This window comes from Nonomuraea sp. NPDC049419, assembly GCF_040676995.1.
Lineage (GTDB): Bacteria > Actinomycetota > Actinomycetes > Streptosporangiales > Streptosporangiaceae > Nonomuraea > Nonomuraea salmonea.
Genome location: NZ_JBFAQB010000005.1, coordinates 272,337 through 287,510, shown reverse-complemented (window position 1 = coordinate 287,510; position 15,174 = coordinate 272,337). Strand labels below are relative to the sequence as shown.

Sequence of the window (15,174 nt, the reverse complement as noted above, 5' to 3'; positions counted from 1 at the left end):
ATCAGCTCCGGTGCTCAAAGCCCGGAGCTTTTTGTTTTCCGTACGCGAGAAAAAAGAAACCGGGTGCCGCCTCGCGGCGGCACCCGGCGGAACCTACTTCGAGCGGGCCTTGAAGAGTGCGCGCCGCGCGGCCTTGGCCACCTGTTTGTCGGGGTGCACCTGGGAGATCAGGTCGAGCAGCTCCTCCACGTGCGCGTGCGGGATCTTCCAGATCACCTCGAGCAGGTCGTTGACCATGTCGGGCCCGATGTCGCGCAGGCTGCTGACGAACTCGGAGCGGCCGAGACCGGCCGAGATCGTCCACATGTCGAGGATGAGCCAGTGGGTGTCGTCGGGCGTCGGCTCCGGCGCGTCCTCGACCTCCAGCTGGCTGAGGTGGGTGGCCGCGTAGGGGCGCAGCGAGGGGTGGTCGAGTGCCGCCTGCCAGGCCGGCACGGCGGCCTCGCCCAGCGTGCCGACCACGCTCGCGGCCTGCACCCTGATGAGCGCGTCGCTGTCGTCCTCGGCCGCGGCGGCCAGCAGCTCCTCGGCGGCCTTGGCGGGCTCGCGCAGCCGCATCCAGGCCGCGAACTCGGCGTCGGCCTCCTCCTCGGGCAGCTCGGCGCTGAGCGCGAGCAGCTCGTGGGCGCTCATGGAGTCGATCGCCGGGCGGGCGTCGACCTCGATGTCGGCGTCGTCGATGAGGTGGACGACGCCCTCGGTGCCGAGCGGGGTGAGACGCAGCACGTCGCCGTCGCGCTCGACCATGCCGTAGCCGGTCAGCCACTCGATGGAGGACGCCAGCGGGTCGTCGCCGGCCGCCTCCCAGGCGTCGCCGCCCAGCTCGTCGAGGTCGGCGGCGGCCTCGCCCAGCTCGCGGGCGAGCCCGTCGATCTCGCGCGAGCCGCCGGCCAGCAGCAGCCGGACGAGCACGCCCCTGGTCAGGCCGGCCAGCGCCATGGTGAGGTCGTCGTCGTCGAGCTCGGGGTCGCCGTAGTCGACGGAGTGGAGGCCGAGCATCCACGCGTCGAGCACGTCCTCGTCGTCGTCGAACGGCCACTCGGCGGTGTCGTCCTGGACGGTGACGGTGCCGCCCTCGCCCGGCTCGAGGAACTCGAGGTCGACGGCGAGGTTCCAGATGTTCCACAGCTGGGGCACGGCCTCGGAGACGGGCCCTTCGGTCTCGGGCCTGGGCAGGCCGACGGCCTCCAGCGCCTCTTCGACCTCCGCGTCTGTGAGCAAGGTCTCCTCGCCCACCTTGCGCCCTGTGCCCACCCACACGGCCAGATCGCGGGCCTTGGCGACCAGGGGCGTCTGGCGGGCGGCAGCGGCCAGCTCGGAGTCGGGGCGCAGCCTGACCGTGTCGAGCTCGGACAGCTCGTCGGCGAACGGCTCGAAGTCGCCGAGGTCGCCGGCGTCGTCGTCGTCCTCCTCGCCCTCGCTCTCGTCGAGCAGCTCTTCCATCAGGTCGACGAACTCGTCCTCGACGTCGTCGAGCTCGGCCTGCAGATCGGCGAGGGAGTCGGAGCCCTTGCCCAGCCGGCCGGTGCTGTCGAGGAAGGTCAGGTAGGCGTCGACGGCCGGGAGCATCCCGTCGGCGGCGGCGTCGGGATCCTCCACGACCTTCGGCATGCGGTCGAGCAGCAGGTTACGCAGGTCGGCGCGCTTCCACGTGCCGAGGTCCTGCGAGAAGGCGAGACGGTGCCACAGTGCGGCGGGCCCCACGAGCTCGGGGTCGCTCCCGGGGGCGTTCGCACGCGCCCACATGATGAACTCTTCGAGCAGGGGTCGCAGCTCAGTGGCGGCTACCTCGATGCGATCTGTCACGCACTCAGGCTAGTGTGCCCGCGAGGCTGTCGGCTCCCGAAATAACGCCTTTCGCTGATCATGATGTCCGGCGCATGGCCTCGGTGATCCGCTCGGCGGCGGCCATGACCGGCACCGCGTGGAGCCGTCCTGGCGCTCTCGTGAGGCGCTCGATGGGGCCGGAGACCGACACCGCAGCGATCACCTTGCCGCCGCTACCCCTTATGGGAGCGGAGACGCTGGCCACTCCCTGCTCGCGCTCGCCGACGCTGTGAGCCCACCCACGGCGGCGTACGGAGGCCAGCGTGGCGGCGGTGAACTTGGCCCCGCGCAGCCCCCTGTGCAGCCGGTCGGGCTCCTCCCAGGCCAGCAGAATCTGCGCTGCGGAGCCTGCCGTCATGGGCAGCGCGGACCCGACGGGCACGGTGTCGCGCAGGCCGCTGGCGCGCTCGGCGGCGGCCACGCACACGCGTTCGTCGCCCTGGCGGCGATACAGCTGGGCGCTCTCCCCGGTCAGGTCACGAAGGTGCATCAAAACGGGCGCGGCGACCGCCAGCAGCCGGTCCTCGCCGGCGGCGGTGGACAACTCCGACAGCCTGGGGCCGAGCACGAAACGGCCCTGTGTGTCGCGGCTCACGATGCGGTGGTGCTCAAGGGCGACCGCCAGCCGGTGGGCGGTGGGGCGGGCCAGGCCGGTGGCCTGGACGAGCTGGGCCAGTGAAGCGGGTCCCGCTTCGAGGGCATTGAGTACAAGAACCGCCTTGTCGAGTACTCCGACTCCGCTAGAGTTGTCCATACACCGATACTGCAGTCTCGACATATGAGAAAGCAAGTCGGATGATTCTCAAGGAGGAGATCATGGGCCGCACACTGGCCGAGAAGGTCTGGGAGCAACACGTAGTCCGTCGCGCGGAGGGCGAACCGGACCTGCTCTATATCGACCTGCACCTCATCCACGAGGTGACCAGCCCGCAGGCGTTCGACGGGCTCAGGCTCGCCGGCCGCAAGGTGCGGCGGCCCGATCTCACCATCGCCACCGAGGACCACAACGTGCCGACCGTGCTCGGCCCCATCGCCGACCCGGTCTCCAAGACGCAGGTCGAGACGCTGCGCAAGAACGCCGCCGAGTTCGGCATCCGCCTGCATCCGATGGGCGACGCGGGGCAGGGCGTGGTGCACATCATCGGCCCGCAGTTCGGTCTCACCCAGCCCGGCATGACCATCGTGTGTGGCGACTCCCACACCTCCACGCACGGCGCGTTCGGCGGCATCGCGTTCGGCATCGGCACCTCCGAGGTCGAGCACGTGCTGGCCACGCAGACGCTGCCCGCCTACCGCCCGAAGACGATGGCCATCGAGGTCAGCGGCGAGCTGCCGGTCGGCGTCACCGCCAAGGACCTGATCCTGGCCATCATCGCCAAGATCGGCACCGGCGGCGGCCAGGGCTACATCGTCGAATACCGCGGCGAGGCCGTGCGCAAGCTCTCCATGGAGGGCCGCATGACGATCTGCAACATGTCGATCGAGGCGGGCGCGCGGGCCGGCATGATCGCCCCCGACGAGACCACGTTCGCGTACCTGAAAGGCCGCCCCCACGCGCCGAAGGGCGAGGCGTGGGACCAGGCGGTCGAATACTGGAAGTCGCTGCGCACCGACGACGACGCCGTCTTCGACAAGGTCGTGGAGATCGACGCCGCCACGCTGACCCCCTACGTCACGTGGGGCACCAACCCGGGCCAGGGCTTGCCGCTGGGCGAGTCCGTGCCCGCGCCGGAGAGCTTCGAGGACCCGGTGGCGCGCTCGGCCGCCGAGCGGGCGCTGGAGTACATGGGGCTGACCGCCGGCACGCCGCTGCGCGAGATCGAGGTCGACACCGTGTTCGTCGGCTCGTGCACCAACGGCCGCATCGAGGACCTCCGCTCGGCCGCCGAGGTCCTGCGCGGCCGCCAGGTCAAGACCCGCACGCTCATCGTGCCGGGCTCGATGATGGTCAAGAAGCAGGCCGAGGAGGAGGGCCTGCACGAGGTGTTCAAGGCCGCGGGCGCCGAGTGGCGCGAGGCCGGCTGCTCGATGTGCCTCGGCATGAACCCCGACACGCTCAAGCCGGGCGAGCGCAGCGCCTCCACCTCCAACCGCAACTTCGAGGGCCGCCAGGGCAAGGGTGGCCGCACCCACCTGGTGTCGCCGCAGGTCGCCGCCGCGACCGCCGTCACCGGCCGCCTCACCGCCCCCGCCGACCTGTAAGGGAGACCACGTTCCATGGAAGCCTTCACCACCCACACCGGTACGGCGGTGCCGCTGCGCCGCAGCAACGTCGACACCGACCAGATCATCCCGGCCGTCTGGCTCAAGCAGGTCAGCCGCACCGGCTTCGAGAAGGGCCTGTTCGCCGCCTGGCGCGAGGACCCGACGTTCGTGCTCAACGACCCCTCCTACGAGGGCGGCTCGATCCTGGTCTCCGGCCCCGACTTCGGCACCGGCTCCTCCCGCGAGCACGCCGTCTGGGCGCTGCAGCAGTACGGGTTCCGCGTCGTGATCGCCGCCCGCTTTGGCGACATCTTCCGCAACAACTCCACCAAGATGGGCCTGCTCCCCGTCGTCCTGCCGGGCGAGAAGGTCGAGGAGCTGCAGGCCGCCGTCGAGGCGGACCCCACGCTCGACGTGACCGTCGACCTGGTCGAACGCCAGGTCCGCTGGGCCGGCGAGGCCGTCCCGTTCGAGATCGACGACTACACCCGCTGGCGGCTGATGGAGGGGCTCGACGACATCGGGCTGACCCTGCGTCACGAGGGCGAAGTGGCGGCGTACGAGAATGGTCGGCAGCCATGGCTGCCGACGACCGTCTAGAAGACGACGAACTGGCGCGGCGGTTGCGCGAGGCGCACCGCCGCGTCCGCATGCTGCCCGCCGACCGCAGGGAACGCCTCGGGCGCCGCTATCTCGCGATCTGCGACCTGGCGAAGCACGACAGGGAAAGAGCGGCGCTGCGCCTCGGGGCGTTTCTGCGGGCTCTTGACGAGGCTTTCGACACGCCACGTAGTGAAGAAAACCCGCTAGGTGATTGAGTTCATCGGCGATCCCGCCTACTTTCAGAGCCCGTAAGGGGTTTCTACGTCGAACTCGTGAGCTGGAACCCCGAGCCGTAACTGGGGGAGCAGGACTTTCATGAACAAGCGAGAACTCGTCGAGGCCATCGCGGATCGGGTGGGCGACAGGAAGACGGCCACGGAGGCCGTCAACGCGGTCATCGACGCCATCCAGAAGGCCGTGGCCGGCGGCGACAAGGTCTCGATCACGGGCTTCGGCGCGTTCGAGATGGTGAACAAGCCCGCCCGCACGGCGCGCAATCCGTCCACCGGCGCGGAAATCAACGTGGCCGAGAGCTGGGCGCCCAAGTTCCGTCCCGGTTCTGATTTCAAAGAACTGGTGAACGAGGGCGGCAAGAAAATCGGCAAGAAGAAGTAAACACAGCGGACCGCCGAACGCCCGGGCCATCTCGGCCCGGGCGTCCGCGTGTCCGGATCAGGGCTTGTAGGCGTCGGGCACCGGGAACGTGGACAGCGTGATGTAGCCGATCTCGCCGCCGCTCATGCCGAGATTGACCCGCTGGCCTGAGCGGAGCAGCCGCAGCGGGCCCGCGTCGAAGGCGGCGGCGCCGAAGGGGAGCACGGCACCGTCGTCGAGGAAGACCGTGCCGGAACGGGTGGCCTCGTCGAAACTGCGTACGGTCGCCTGCACGCCACCAGCTTAAGCGCTCACCCTTCCCGATCAACCGGCCACAGCTCGGCCACCACCGCGGCCGTGTGCCTGCCCAGCCCGAGCTCGATCGCCGCGCGCAGGTCGTCGGGGGTGTCCACGTCGCGCCTGACCGAGTCGATGCCGGGCACGCACAGCTCCTTGGCGCCGCCGGCCAGGTGCTTGGCCCGCGACTCGCCGCCGAACCGCGGCGTGAAGGGCTGACCTGGGCGCACCCCGTAGAAGGTGGTGCCGACGTCGAGCGCGTCGGGCACGAACGCCTGGTCGAACTCGGCCGCCGCCCCCAGCGCCACCGCCAGCTCGGCGGGACGCAGCGCGGGCAGGTCGGCCTGGAGGGCGCCCACCGCGTCATCGGGCGCGACGCGTACGGCGTGGGCGGCGCCCGTACGCAGCGCCGTGTTCAGCCCCCGATCGGGGTCGTGCACCACGTCGGCGCCCAGCGCGGCGAGCGGCCCGGCGGCGGCGGGATCGGCCGTCACCACGATGACCCGGGCGACGGGCGGGCAGGACAGCGCGGCGGCCACGGTGTCGCAGGCCACGGCCACGGCCAGCCGCGTGCGGTGCGGCCCCGTCGCGGCCGCCAGCCGGGTCTTCGCCGCGACCAGCGTCTTCACCGGAATGACCAGGGACCAGCGGATGCTCATAGGGTAAGCATCGCGCCTCGACATCCCACGCGGCCAACCGGGAGACTTGGGGCGCATCCCGTACGTCCTGGAGGAGACCATGAGCCGCCCCACGAGACCCTCGCGTTTCTGGGAAACCCTGGCAGTCGTCGTGGTGAAACCGCTGTCCTGGCTTTTGGTCAAGAAAGACTGGCGTAACGGCGATCGCCTGCCGAGGACGGGCGGCGTGATCATCGCGGCCAACCACCTGTCGTGGGCCGACCCGGTGCTGCTGTCGCACTTCCTCTACAACCACGGCCGCTGGCCGGTCATCCTGGCCAAGTCGGGATTGTTCAAGGTGCCGTTCCTGGGTCACGCCGTCGCCGCGCTGCGGGCCATCCCGGTCGAGCGGGGCAGCAGCGAGGCCGCGAGGTCGCTGCGCATCTCGGAGGAGCGGCTGGCCGACGGCTGCGCGATCCTGTTCTATCCCGAGGGCACCTGCACCCGCGACCCTGGTTTGTGGCCGATGACCGGCAAGACGGGCGCGGCCCGGCTGGCGCTGGAGAGCGGCGCCCCGGTGATCCCCGTGGCTCACTGGGGGGCGCACGAGCTGCTGCCGTACGGCGCGAAGAAGCCCAGGCTGTTCCCCCGCAAGACGTTCCGCGTGACGGTGGGCCCGCCGGTCGACCTGTCGAAGTACGCAGGCCGGCCGACGCACGCCGACGTGCTGCGCGAGGCCACGGCCGACATCATGGCCGCGGTCACCGCCCAGCTCGCCGAGCTGCGCGGCGAGAAGGCACCGGAGACCCCCTACGATCCGACCAGGCGGTGAGCGCATGACGAAGGCAGCCGTGTTCGGCACGGGTTCGTGGGGCACCACGTTCGCGATGCTCCTCGCCGAGGCGGGCAACGAGGTCACGCTCTGGGGCCGCAGGCAGGAGCTGGTCGACGCGATCGACCGCGACCACGTCAACCCCGACTACCTGCCGGGCGTGCCGCTCCCGCCCTCGCTGCGGGCCACCACCGACCCCGGGCGGGCGCTCGCGGGGGCCGACTTCGTGGTGCTCGCGGTGCCGTCCCAGCGGCTGCGGGCCGGCCTGGCGGCCTGGAAGCCGTACATCCCGCCGCACGCCGTGCTGGTGAGCCTGATGAAGGGCATCGAGCTGGGCACCACCAAGCGGATGAGCGAGGTGATCCGCGAGGTCGCCGAGGTGCCCGACGAGCGGGTGGCCGTCGTCTCGGGGCCCAACCTGGCCATGGAGATCGCCCACCGCCAGCCCGCCGCGACCGTCGTGGCCTGCACCGACGAGAGCGTGGCCGAGCGGCTGCAGGCGATCTGCCACCTGCCGCCGTGGTTCCGCCCCTACACCAACCCCGACGTCGTCGGCGTCGAGCTGGGCGGCGCGGTCAAGAACGTCATCGCCCTCGCCGTCGGCGTCTCCGCCGGCATGGGCATGGGCGACAACGTCAGCGCCATGCTCATCACGCGCGGCCTGGCCGAGATCTCCCGGCTCGGGGCCGCGCTCGGCGCCGACCCGCACACCTTCGCCGGGCTCGCCGGCATGGGCGACCTGGTCGCCACCTGCACCTCGCCGCTGTCGCGCAACCGCACGTTCGGCGAGAACCTCGGCCGGGGCATGACGCTGGATGAGGTCGTCGCCGCCACCAAGCAGACCGCCGAGGGCGTCAAGTCGTGCGAGTCCGTGCTGGAGCTGGCGAGGAAGCACGACGTGGAGATGCCGATCACCGAGGTCGTCGTCGGCGTCGTGCACGACGGCATGTCGCCGACCGAGGCCGGAATGCTGCTGATGTCCCGCTCGCCGAAACCTGAACGGTACGGGTTGTGAGAATGACCTGAATACGGCGTGCTCGGCTCGCTGTGACCGGGACACCCCGGTAGATTCGGACACCATGAGCAAGCCACGCGTCGCCGTCGTTTTCGGAGGTCGCAATTCCGAGCACGCCGTATCCCTGATGGGGGCGGGCAGTGTGCTGGAGGCGATCGACAGGACCAAGTACGAGGTGATCCCGATCGGGATCGCCCAGGACGGCAGGTGGGTGCTGGCCGCTTCCGACCAGCGGTTCGCCATCGAGTCCGGCGAGCTGCCGGTCGTCGACACCTCCGGCGCGGCGCTCGCGCTGCCCTCAGGGAGCGGCGGCCTCGTGGCGTACGACCCCGGCGCGATCCCCGTCGAGCTCGGCACCGTCGACGTGGTCTTCCCCGTGATGCACGGCCCGTTCGCCGAGGACGGCACCATCCAGGGCCTGCTGGAGATGGCCGGCGTCCGCTACGTCGGCTCCGGCGTGCTGGCCAGCGCGGTCGGCATGGACAAGGCCCACATGAAGACCGTCATGGCCGCGGCCGGGCTGCCGATCGGCCGTTACGTCGTCGTACGCGAGCGTGACTGGCGGCTCGACCGCGAGACCGTGCTCAAGGAGGCCGAGGAGCTCGGCTACCCGGTCTTCGTCAAGCCGGCGAGGGCGGGCTCGTCCCAGGGCATCTCCAAGGCGGGCGACCGCGCGGAGCTGGCCGCGGCCATCGAGCTGGCCAGGGAGCACGACCCCAAGGTCCTCATCGAGGCGGCCATCGCCGGCCGCGAGATCGAGTGCGCGGTGCTGCAGTCGCCCGGCGACGAGCGGGCCGCCGCGTCGATGCCGGGCGAGGTGAAGGTCGAGGGCGGGCAGGAGTTCTTCGACTTCGCGGCGAAGTACTACCCCGACCAGATGTCGCTCACGGTGCCCGCCGACATCCCGCAGGAGACGGCCGAGGAGCTGCGCGAGATGGCGGTGCGGGCGTTCGAGGCGCTCGACTGCGAGGGGCTCGCCAGGGTCGACTTCTTCTACACCCCCGACGGCAAGCTGATCTTCAACGAGATCAACACCATGCCCGGTTTCACCTCGCTGTCGGTGGCGCCGCAGCTCTGGGCCGCCTCGGGGCTGTCCTATCCGGAGCTGGTCGAGCGGCTCATCCAGCTCGCCCTGCAGCGCAGGCCGGGACTGCGCTGATCAGATCAGGCCCTGGGCGTGGTGGCCTGGGCGATCGGCCCCGACAGGTCGGCGAGCACCTCGGCCGCCACGTGCTCGCCGCCGACCGTGACCTCGACGTACGCGGTGTCGGTCACGGCGGTGAACAACGCCGGTTTCTCCGGGTCGGCGAACCAGCCCACGCCCTCGATCTCCTGCAGCTGGTCGGTCGGCGCCATCCTGACCGGCCGCGGCACGCCGCAGCGCAGCGCGATGACGCCCGAGCCCCATACGGCGACGTAGGGGGACGCGGGCTCGGACGTGCCGCGCTCCTCGCCGTCGAGCGTCTTGGGCAGCAGCGGGGCCAGCCGGTCGCAGGCCGTCGCCGCCTCGCCTTCAGGACGCGGCGGCTCGACCTGAACGGCGCCGCCGCAGCCGGCGAGTGTCAGGAGAACGAGCAGGACGGCGGCGACACGCATCTAGGGACCTCAGATATGGACGATCGGACACGTCAGCGTACGCGTGATGCCCTCCACCGCCTGAATCTGGGCGACGACGAGCTTGCCCAGCTCATCGACGTTGTTGGCCTCCGCGCGCACGATCACGTCGTAGGGGCCCGTCACGTCCTCGGCCCGGGTGACCCCCGGGATCCCGGAGATCTCGCGAGCCACGGCGGCGGCCTTGCCGACTTCGGTCTGGATAAGGATGTAGGCCTGCACCATCACGTCCTCCCGGGCGATTGGATCACGCCGAAGGGCCACCGTACCCTGTGTGCGTCAGGAGGTGCGTCATCACAGTCGGAGATCTCGGCGAATTCGGTGTGGTAAATCGCATTACCGCACAACTGCCCCAGGGTGCCGCGGTGATGCTCGGCCCGGGTGACGACGCCGCCGTCATCGGCGCCCCCGACGGGCGTGTCGCGGTCTCGACGGACCTGCTGATCGAGGGCCGCCACTTCAGGCGCGACTGGTCGCGCGGATACGACGTCGGCCGCAAGGCCGCCGCCCAGAACCTCGCCGACGTGGCCGCCATGGGCGCACGTCCCACCTCGCTCGTGGTCGGCCTCGGCCTGCCCGCCGACCTGCCGGTGAGCTGGCTCGACGAGCTGACCGCCGGGTTCGCCGACGAGTGCGGGGTCGTGGGGGCGAGCGTGGCGGGCGGCGACGTGACCCGCTGCGACCTGGTCGTCCTCGGCGTGACCGCGCTGGGCGACCTCGGCGGGCGCGCTCCCGTCCTGCGGTCGGGAGCCAGGCCAGGGCACGTGGTGGCGGTGGCCGGGCGGCTCGGCCACGCCGCCGCAGGGTGGGCGCTGCTGGAGGCGGGCGTCTCCGTGGACACCCCCGGGCTGCGGGCGGCCGTGGCGGGGCATCGGCGGCCGTGCCCGCCGTACGCGAGCGGGGTCGAGGCGGCCGAGCTGGGCGCGAGCGCCATGCTGGACGTCAGCGACGGGCTGCTGCAGGATCTGGGGCACGTCGCCAGGGCCAGTGGCGTACGGATCGAGCTCGATCCCGCGGCCTTCACCGTGTTCACCACGGCCGAGCCGGTGGCGGCGGCGGCCAAGGAGCTGGGGGCCGATCCGCTGGAGTGGGTGCTGTCGGGTGGCGAGGATCACGCGCTGGCGGCGGTGTTCCCCGCCGAGGTGTCGTTGCCGGCGTCGTGGCAGGTCGTGGGCCGGGTCGCCGAGGGTTCTGACGTGGTGGTGCGCGGGCGGGCGATCGGGCATCGCGGGTGGGATCACTTTCAGTGATGAGATGTCCCGATTTACGTGAAATTTTCCTGTTTTGGGGTATGACTAGCGGGATTGCTGTGACAACGGTGTAGCAAAGGTGTTATGAAGATTGGCGGCCACTGTAACCGGGAAGAAAGGGCAGCCATGGGCCGCCACGGCACAGGTGGATCCGAAGACGGGGACGAACGGGGGCACAGCGCTTTTTGGGGTCCTGACGAGCAGGCCGAGCCGCCGGGCTGGCCGTCGCTCCCGGACCAGCCCGAGGTGACGGGGCAGTGGGCTCCGATGCCGAGGCGCGCCGACGGGCCGCCTCCGCGCGCGCCGCAGTCGGAGCCGTTCGAGACCACCGGGGCCTTCGCCGTGCCCGCCAACGACCCCGCGGGCGCCTACCCGCAGCAGCCTGGGCATGACCCCAGGATGGACCCGGGCCTGGACCCGGGCATGGATGACGCAGGGCCGTTCGAGACGACGGGGGCGTTCGCCCGCCCGCAGGAGTGGAACCAGCCTCCCGACCAGACGGCCGTCTTCGGCGGGCCCGGGGGCGCGCAGCAGTTCCCCGGGCAGGGTGACGCGCTGTTCGATCCGCCCGCTGAGCAGCGCGGGCTCTTCGACCCGCCGGGGGGCCAGAGAGGCTCCTTCGACGACCAGCCGGGCGCCTTCGGCGATCAGCGTGAGCCCTTCGACGGCCGGCGGATGCAGTTCGAGGATGAGCGGGATCGGTTCGACGCTCCCGCGGGCCCTCAGGGGCCTTTCCACGGGTCCGAGCAGCGTGGCCCGTTCGACGGGCCCGGAGACCAGCACGGGCCGGTCAACGATCAGCGCGGTCCCTTCGACGGGCCGGCTGATCCCCACGACCCCTTCGGCTCCTCGCCCTTCGACGACGCGCCCGACAGCCGTACCGCGCGGTTCGACCCGCCTCCCGGCGTCCCGCCCGAGCCGGGCGACGTCAAGGTGGCCGGCGAGCCGACCGCCATGCTGGCCCCCGCGTGGGCGAACGCCGAAACCGGCTTCCTCGGCCCCGACAACGGCTCAGGCTGGCCGGACGACGCCGACGAGCCGCGCGCCCGCCGTGGACGCCGCAAGGGCCGCGGTGGCGGTGGCGGCGGTGACGACGACGTGCTCGCCGCGGCTCCGTCCGGCGCCGGCAAGGGCCGCGTGGCGCTGCTGTCGGTCGCGGCCGTGGCCGTCGTGCTCGGCGGCACGGTGGCGGGCGTCAAGTTCATGAGCTCCAGCGGCGACTCGGCCAAGTGCGAGGGTACGTCCTGCGCCGCCGTACAGGCGCCGAGCCAGAAGCCCGCGCCCGCCGGGTCGGGACCCGTGGACGAGGAGAGCGAGCCCGAGACCGAGCCCGAGACCGAGGACGAGCCGGTGGAGGAGGAGACGGCGGCCGACGAGGAGCCGTCGAGCAGGCCGACGCCGACGGCTACCTACAACGCGGGAGCGCCGCGCCGCACCGCCACGCCCACGCCGACTCCCACCAAGACGAGGGTGAAGAAGCAGGAGAAGCCGGTGGACGAGCCGGCCGCCGACCCGTCGGCCGAGGCCGAGGAGACCGTCTCCGAGGCGCCGAGCGAGCAGCCGTCCACGCTGGACGACGCCGACACCGGCACCGGGGTCGTCCCCGACGAGTCCACCCCGCCGGCGAACGACTCGGGGGTCGACTCGCCGCTGACGAACACCGGCGCGCTCAACGTCCGGCAGACGATCAAGCAGCGGCTGACCACGTACCAGGCGAACCTGACCCTCTCCAACGACTCCGTGCAACCCCTCAGGAGCCCGACGGTCTCCGTCCCGGTGGACGGCAAGGTCGTGAAGGTGGAGGGCGCCACGTGGACGCAGGACGGCGACCTGCTGATCCTCGACGTCTCCACGACGCTCGCCTCCGGCGACTCGATCGAGGTCTCCTTCACCGCCACCGGCCGCGGCACCAAGGCCAAGAACTGCGGCGTGGTCGCCGGCCAGTGCGCCATCAGCTGACCCCTGCCTGATCGCCCGCCCCGGGCGGGCACCGGCCTCCTGGAGCCACCGATCTCACCACCTGGTGGGTCGGTGGCTCCATCGGTGTGCGGCGATGGCCTCTCGGCGGGGCAGGACCCCGTCCGCGCGTCCCTGAGTGGCGTTCTCCTCGGCGCGTGCGGGCGACGACGGCTCCTGAACCGACGACGCCGCCTCAGCTCTTGGAGGCGGCGCTGAGGGCTCTTCCGGCGGCGCGTTGCGCAAAGGGGCCGGACATGGCGAAGGCCCGCGGCTCCCTGAACGGGAGGCGGGCCCTTCGAAAGATGAACTAGCGGGTGACCTTGCCCGCCTTGATGCACGAGGTGCACACGTTCAGCTTCTTCGGCGTGCCGCCGACGACCGCGCGGACCGTCTGGATGTTGGGGTTCCAGCGACGGCGGGTGCGGCGGTGGGAGTGGGAAACGTTGTTGCCGAAGGTCGGGCCCTTGCGGCAGACATCGCAGACGGAAGCCACGGTATCGCTCCTTAAAACAGTCGATGTAGCCCTGTCCGCTGATGCTTTCCGGGCGGAGGGCATGCCGGGACGACCGGCCAGCCAGAAGAGAATATCCGATCCACGCCGATGGGCGCGAACCAGAGCATCTGGGCCGGATCCCGGGCGGCGATATTCTCCTCGCACAACCGTAGCGCATCCAGGCGGTTCGCTCGGCCGGTGCCGGACCATCGGCGCCGGTCATCGGGGCCGGGCTGTCAGGGCAGCAGGTCGGGGGACACAGCCGGAGGCACCAGATGAAGATCCTCGACCCGCCCGCCGTACGCCGCTGGGCCCGCCTGGCCGCCGACGCGCTGGGCCGGGCCAGGACGGAGATCGACGCGCTCAACGTGTTCCCGGTGGCCGACGGCGACACCGGCACCAACCTGCACCTCACCATGCTGTCGGCGGCCGAGGCCGTCGAGTCGCTGCCCGAGGACGTGGACGCCGCCGTGGTCTGGCAGACCCTCTCCTACGGCGCGCTGATGGGGGCGCGCGGCAACTCGGGGGTGATCGTCAGCCAGGCGCTGCGCGGCCTCGCCGAGGTGCTGAAGGACGGCTCCGACCTGCGGGCGGGGCTGCTCAGAGCGGCCGTGCTCGCCAGGGAGGCGGTGGCCAGGCCGGTCGAGGGCACGGTGCTGAGCGTGCTGGAGTCGGCGGCACGGGCCGTCCAGGAGGTGGAGGGCGACCTGCCCGAAGTGGCGCGGCAGGCGGCGGGTGAGGCGCGGGCGGCGCTCGGCCGTACGCCCGAGCAGCTCGACGTGCTGGCACGCAGCGGCGTGGTGGACGCGGGCGGCGCGGGGGCGGCGATCGTGCTGGAGACGCTGGCCACGGTGGTCACGGGCGGCGCCGCCGAGCACTACGAGGTGCCCGCGCCGACCTCCCGGGTGACGCCGATGACGGAGGCGGGCGCGGGCTACGAGGTCATGTACCTGCTGGACGCCGGCGACCGGGCGGTGGCCGCGCTGCGCGAGGAACTCGACGCCATGGGCGACTCGCTGGTCGTGGTGGGCGGCGACGGGCTGTGGAACGTGCACGTCCACGTCCCCGAGGCCGGTCCCGCGGTGGAGGCGGGGATCAGGGCGGGGCGTCCGTACCGAATCAGGATCACGTACCTGGCCGAACCCACCCATAAAGGCGGCAATGGCAGCGGCGTGGTGGCGGTCGCGGCGGGCGACGGCATCGCGGCGCTGTTCGAGGAGTGCGGCGCGATCGTCGTACGCCGTGCGCCCGGCACCCGTCCCACCCTGCCCGCGCTGCTGGCCGCGATCAGGCAGGCCGGTGACGAGGTCGCCGTGCTGCCGAACGACGACGGCGTACGCGCGGTCGCCGCCGCTGCCGCCGAGATCGCCCGCGAGGAGGGCGTGACGGTCAGCGTGCTGCCCACGGAGGCGACCGTGCAGGGCCTGGCCGCGCTGGCCGTGCACGATCCGCTGCGGCGCTTCGACGACGACGTGGTGGCGATGACCGACGCCGCAGGGCACACCCGCTGCGGGCACGTGACGGTGGCGGACAAGGAGGCGTTCACGAGCGCCGGGGTGTGCCGGCCCGGCGACGTCCTGGGCCTGATCGGCGGGGACGTGGCCGTGATCGGCGAGTCGGTCGCCGGCGTGGCCGTCACGGTGGTGGACCGCATGCTGGCGGGCGGTGGCGAGCTGGTCACGCTGGTCACCGGCGAGGGCGCGGGGGAGGCGGCGTCCGAGGTGGAACGGCACGTCGCGGGTACGCGGCCCGACGTGGACCTCGTCGTGTACGACGGCGAGCAGGGCGGCTACCCGCTCCTCATCGGCGTGGAGTGATACCCGGCGTCGCTGGGGATTCCTGTCGGCCGCAAGCGGTAGAACTTATTG

General features: G+C 71.6%; 17 protein-coding genes. 10 read left to right on the top strand and 7 right to left on the bottom strand.

Annotation, left to right across the window (positions count from 1 at the left end; genetic code table 11):
• Nucleotides 1-93: 93 nt before the first annotated feature.
• Complete coding sequence (locus AB0K12_RS18565; RefSeq protein WP_364562103.1) at nt 94-1,806, bottom strand: hypothetical protein; 1,713 nt, start codon at nt 1,804-1,806, stop codon at nt 94-96.
• A 58-nt stretch (nt 1,807-1,864) separates the two neighbouring features.
• Entirely contained in the window at nt 1,865-2,581 is a 717-nt protein-coding gene (locus AB0K12_RS18560; protein ID WP_355428362.1) for an IclR family transcriptional regulator, read from the bottom strand.
• A gap of 62 nt (nt 2,582-2,643) precedes the next feature.
• Between AB0K12_RS18560 and leuC the strand changes: the two genes are divergently transcribed.
• The 4 genes from leuC to AB0K12_RS18540 all read left to right on the top strand — a co-directional run bounded on the left by leuC (nt 2,644) and on the right by AB0K12_RS18540 (nt 5,250).
• Entirely contained in the window at nt 2,644-4,029 is a 1,386-nt protein-coding gene (gene leuC / locus AB0K12_RS18555; protein ID WP_364562099.1) for a 3-isopropylmalate dehydratase large subunit, read from the top strand.
• 15 nt (nt 4,030-4,044) lie between these two features.
• Nucleotides 4,045-4,632 (top strand): 3-isopropylmalate dehydratase small subunit, encoded by a 588-nt coding sequence (leuD, locus tag AB0K12_RS18550; RefSeq protein WP_364562096.1) that lies wholly within the window; start codon nt 4,045-4,047, stop codon nt 4,630-4,632.
• Nucleotides 4,611-4,850 carry a hypothetical protein gene (locus AB0K12_RS18545; RefSeq protein ID WP_364369702.1) on the top strand — a complete coding sequence of 80 codons (240 nt, stop codon included), beginning with the start codon at nt 4,611-4,613 and terminating at the stop codon, nt 4,848-4,850. Before leuD ends, AB0K12_RS18545 begins: the two co-directional genes overlap by 22 nt.
• Nucleotides 4,851-4,950: 100 nt before the next feature.
• Nucleotides 4,951-5,250 carry an HU family DNA-binding protein gene (locus AB0K12_RS18540; protein WP_355428372.1) on the top strand — a complete coding sequence of 100 codons (300 nt, stop codon included), beginning with the start codon at nt 4,951-4,953 and terminating at the stop codon, nt 5,248-5,250.
• A gap of 57 nt (nt 5,251-5,307) precedes the next feature.
• Here AB0K12_RS18540 and AB0K12_RS18535 read toward each other — a convergent pair whose 3' ends face one another.
• Together AB0K12_RS18535 and cofC are read right to left on the bottom strand one after the other, a co-directional pair.
• Nucleotides 5,308-5,523, bottom strand: a complete 216-nt coding sequence (locus AB0K12_RS18535) for a hypothetical protein (protein WP_345389181.1) — start codon at nt 5,521-5,523, stop codon at nt 5,308-5,310.
• 17 nt (nt 5,524-5,540) lie between these two features.
• Entirely contained in the window at nt 5,541-6,185 is a 645-nt protein-coding gene (gene cofC / locus AB0K12_RS18530) for a 2-phospho-L-lactate guanylyltransferase (RefSeq protein WP_364562090.1), read from the bottom strand.
• A 79-nt stretch (nt 6,186-6,264) separates the two neighbouring features.
• On the opposite strand from cofC, the gene AB0K12_RS18525 reads away from it, so the two are divergent.
• The 3 genes from AB0K12_RS18525 (at nt 6,265) to AB0K12_RS18515 (ending at nt 9,149) form a co-directional block, all read left to right on the top strand.
• Entirely contained in the window at nt 6,265-6,975 is a 711-nt protein-coding gene (locus AB0K12_RS18525; RefSeq protein ID WP_364562704.1) for a lysophospholipid acyltransferase family protein, read from the top strand.
• A gap of 4 nt (nt 6,976-6,979) precedes the next feature.
• Nucleotides 6,980-7,990: an NAD(P)H-dependent glycerol-3-phosphate dehydrogenase gene (locus tag AB0K12_RS18520; protein WP_364562087.1), complete on the top strand. Its 1,011-nt coding sequence runs from the start codon at nt 6,980-6,982 to the stop codon at nt 7,988-7,990.
• A gap of 64 nt (nt 7,991-8,054) precedes the next feature.
• Complete coding sequence (locus tag AB0K12_RS18515; RefSeq protein ID WP_364562084.1) at nt 8,055-9,149, top strand: D-alanine--D-alanine ligase family protein; 1,095 nt, start codon at nt 8,055-8,057, stop codon at nt 9,147-9,149.
• Between the two features lie 5 nt (nt 9,150-9,154).
• Here AB0K12_RS18515 and AB0K12_RS18510 read toward each other — a convergent pair whose 3' ends face one another.
• Nucleotides 9,155-9,586, bottom strand: coding sequence for a DUF3515 family protein (locus tag AB0K12_RS18510; RefSeq protein ID WP_364562081.1), 432 nt, complete (start codon nt 9,584-9,586; stop codon nt 9,155-9,157).
• 9 nt (nt 9,587-9,595) lie between these two features.
• On the bottom strand, nt 9,596-9,829 hold the full coding sequence (locus AB0K12_RS18505; RefSeq protein ID WP_345389169.1) for an Lrp/AsnC ligand binding domain-containing protein: 234 nt from the start codon (nt 9,827-9,829) through the stop codon (nt 9,596-9,598).
• Between the two features lie 47 nt (nt 9,830-9,876).
• Here AB0K12_RS18505 and AB0K12_RS18500 point away from each other — a divergent pair, with 47 nt between their 5' ends.
• Together AB0K12_RS18500 and AB0K12_RS18495 are read left to right on the top strand one after the other, a co-directional pair.
• Nucleotides 9,877-10,854, top strand: coding sequence for a thiamine-phosphate kinase (locus AB0K12_RS18500; RefSeq protein ID WP_364562078.1), 978 nt, complete (start codon nt 9,877-9,879; stop codon nt 10,852-10,854).
• Between the two features lie 267 nt (nt 10,855-11,121).
• A complete protein-coding gene (locus AB0K12_RS18495) occupies nt 11,122-12,813 on the top strand; it encodes a hypothetical protein (protein WP_364562076.1) in 1,692 nt (563 codons plus the stop codon).
• Between the two features lie 307 nt (nt 12,814-13,120).
• Here AB0K12_RS18495 and rpmB read toward each other — a convergent pair whose 3' ends face one another.
• Nucleotides 13,121-13,306, bottom strand: a complete 186-nt coding sequence (gene rpmB / locus AB0K12_RS18490) for a 50S ribosomal protein L28 (RefSeq protein WP_043618345.1) — start codon at nt 13,304-13,306, stop codon at nt 13,121-13,123.
• Between the two features lie 275 nt (nt 13,307-13,581).
• Between rpmB and AB0K12_RS18485 the strand changes: the two genes are divergently transcribed.
• The gene (locus AB0K12_RS18485) at nt 13,582-15,123 is read left to right on the top strand and encodes a DAK2 domain-containing protein (RefSeq protein WP_364562074.1); all 1,542 of its coding nucleotides are present in this window, start codon (nt 13,582-13,584) and stop codon (nt 15,121-15,123) included.
• Nucleotides 15,124-15,174: the final 51 nt, after the last annotated feature.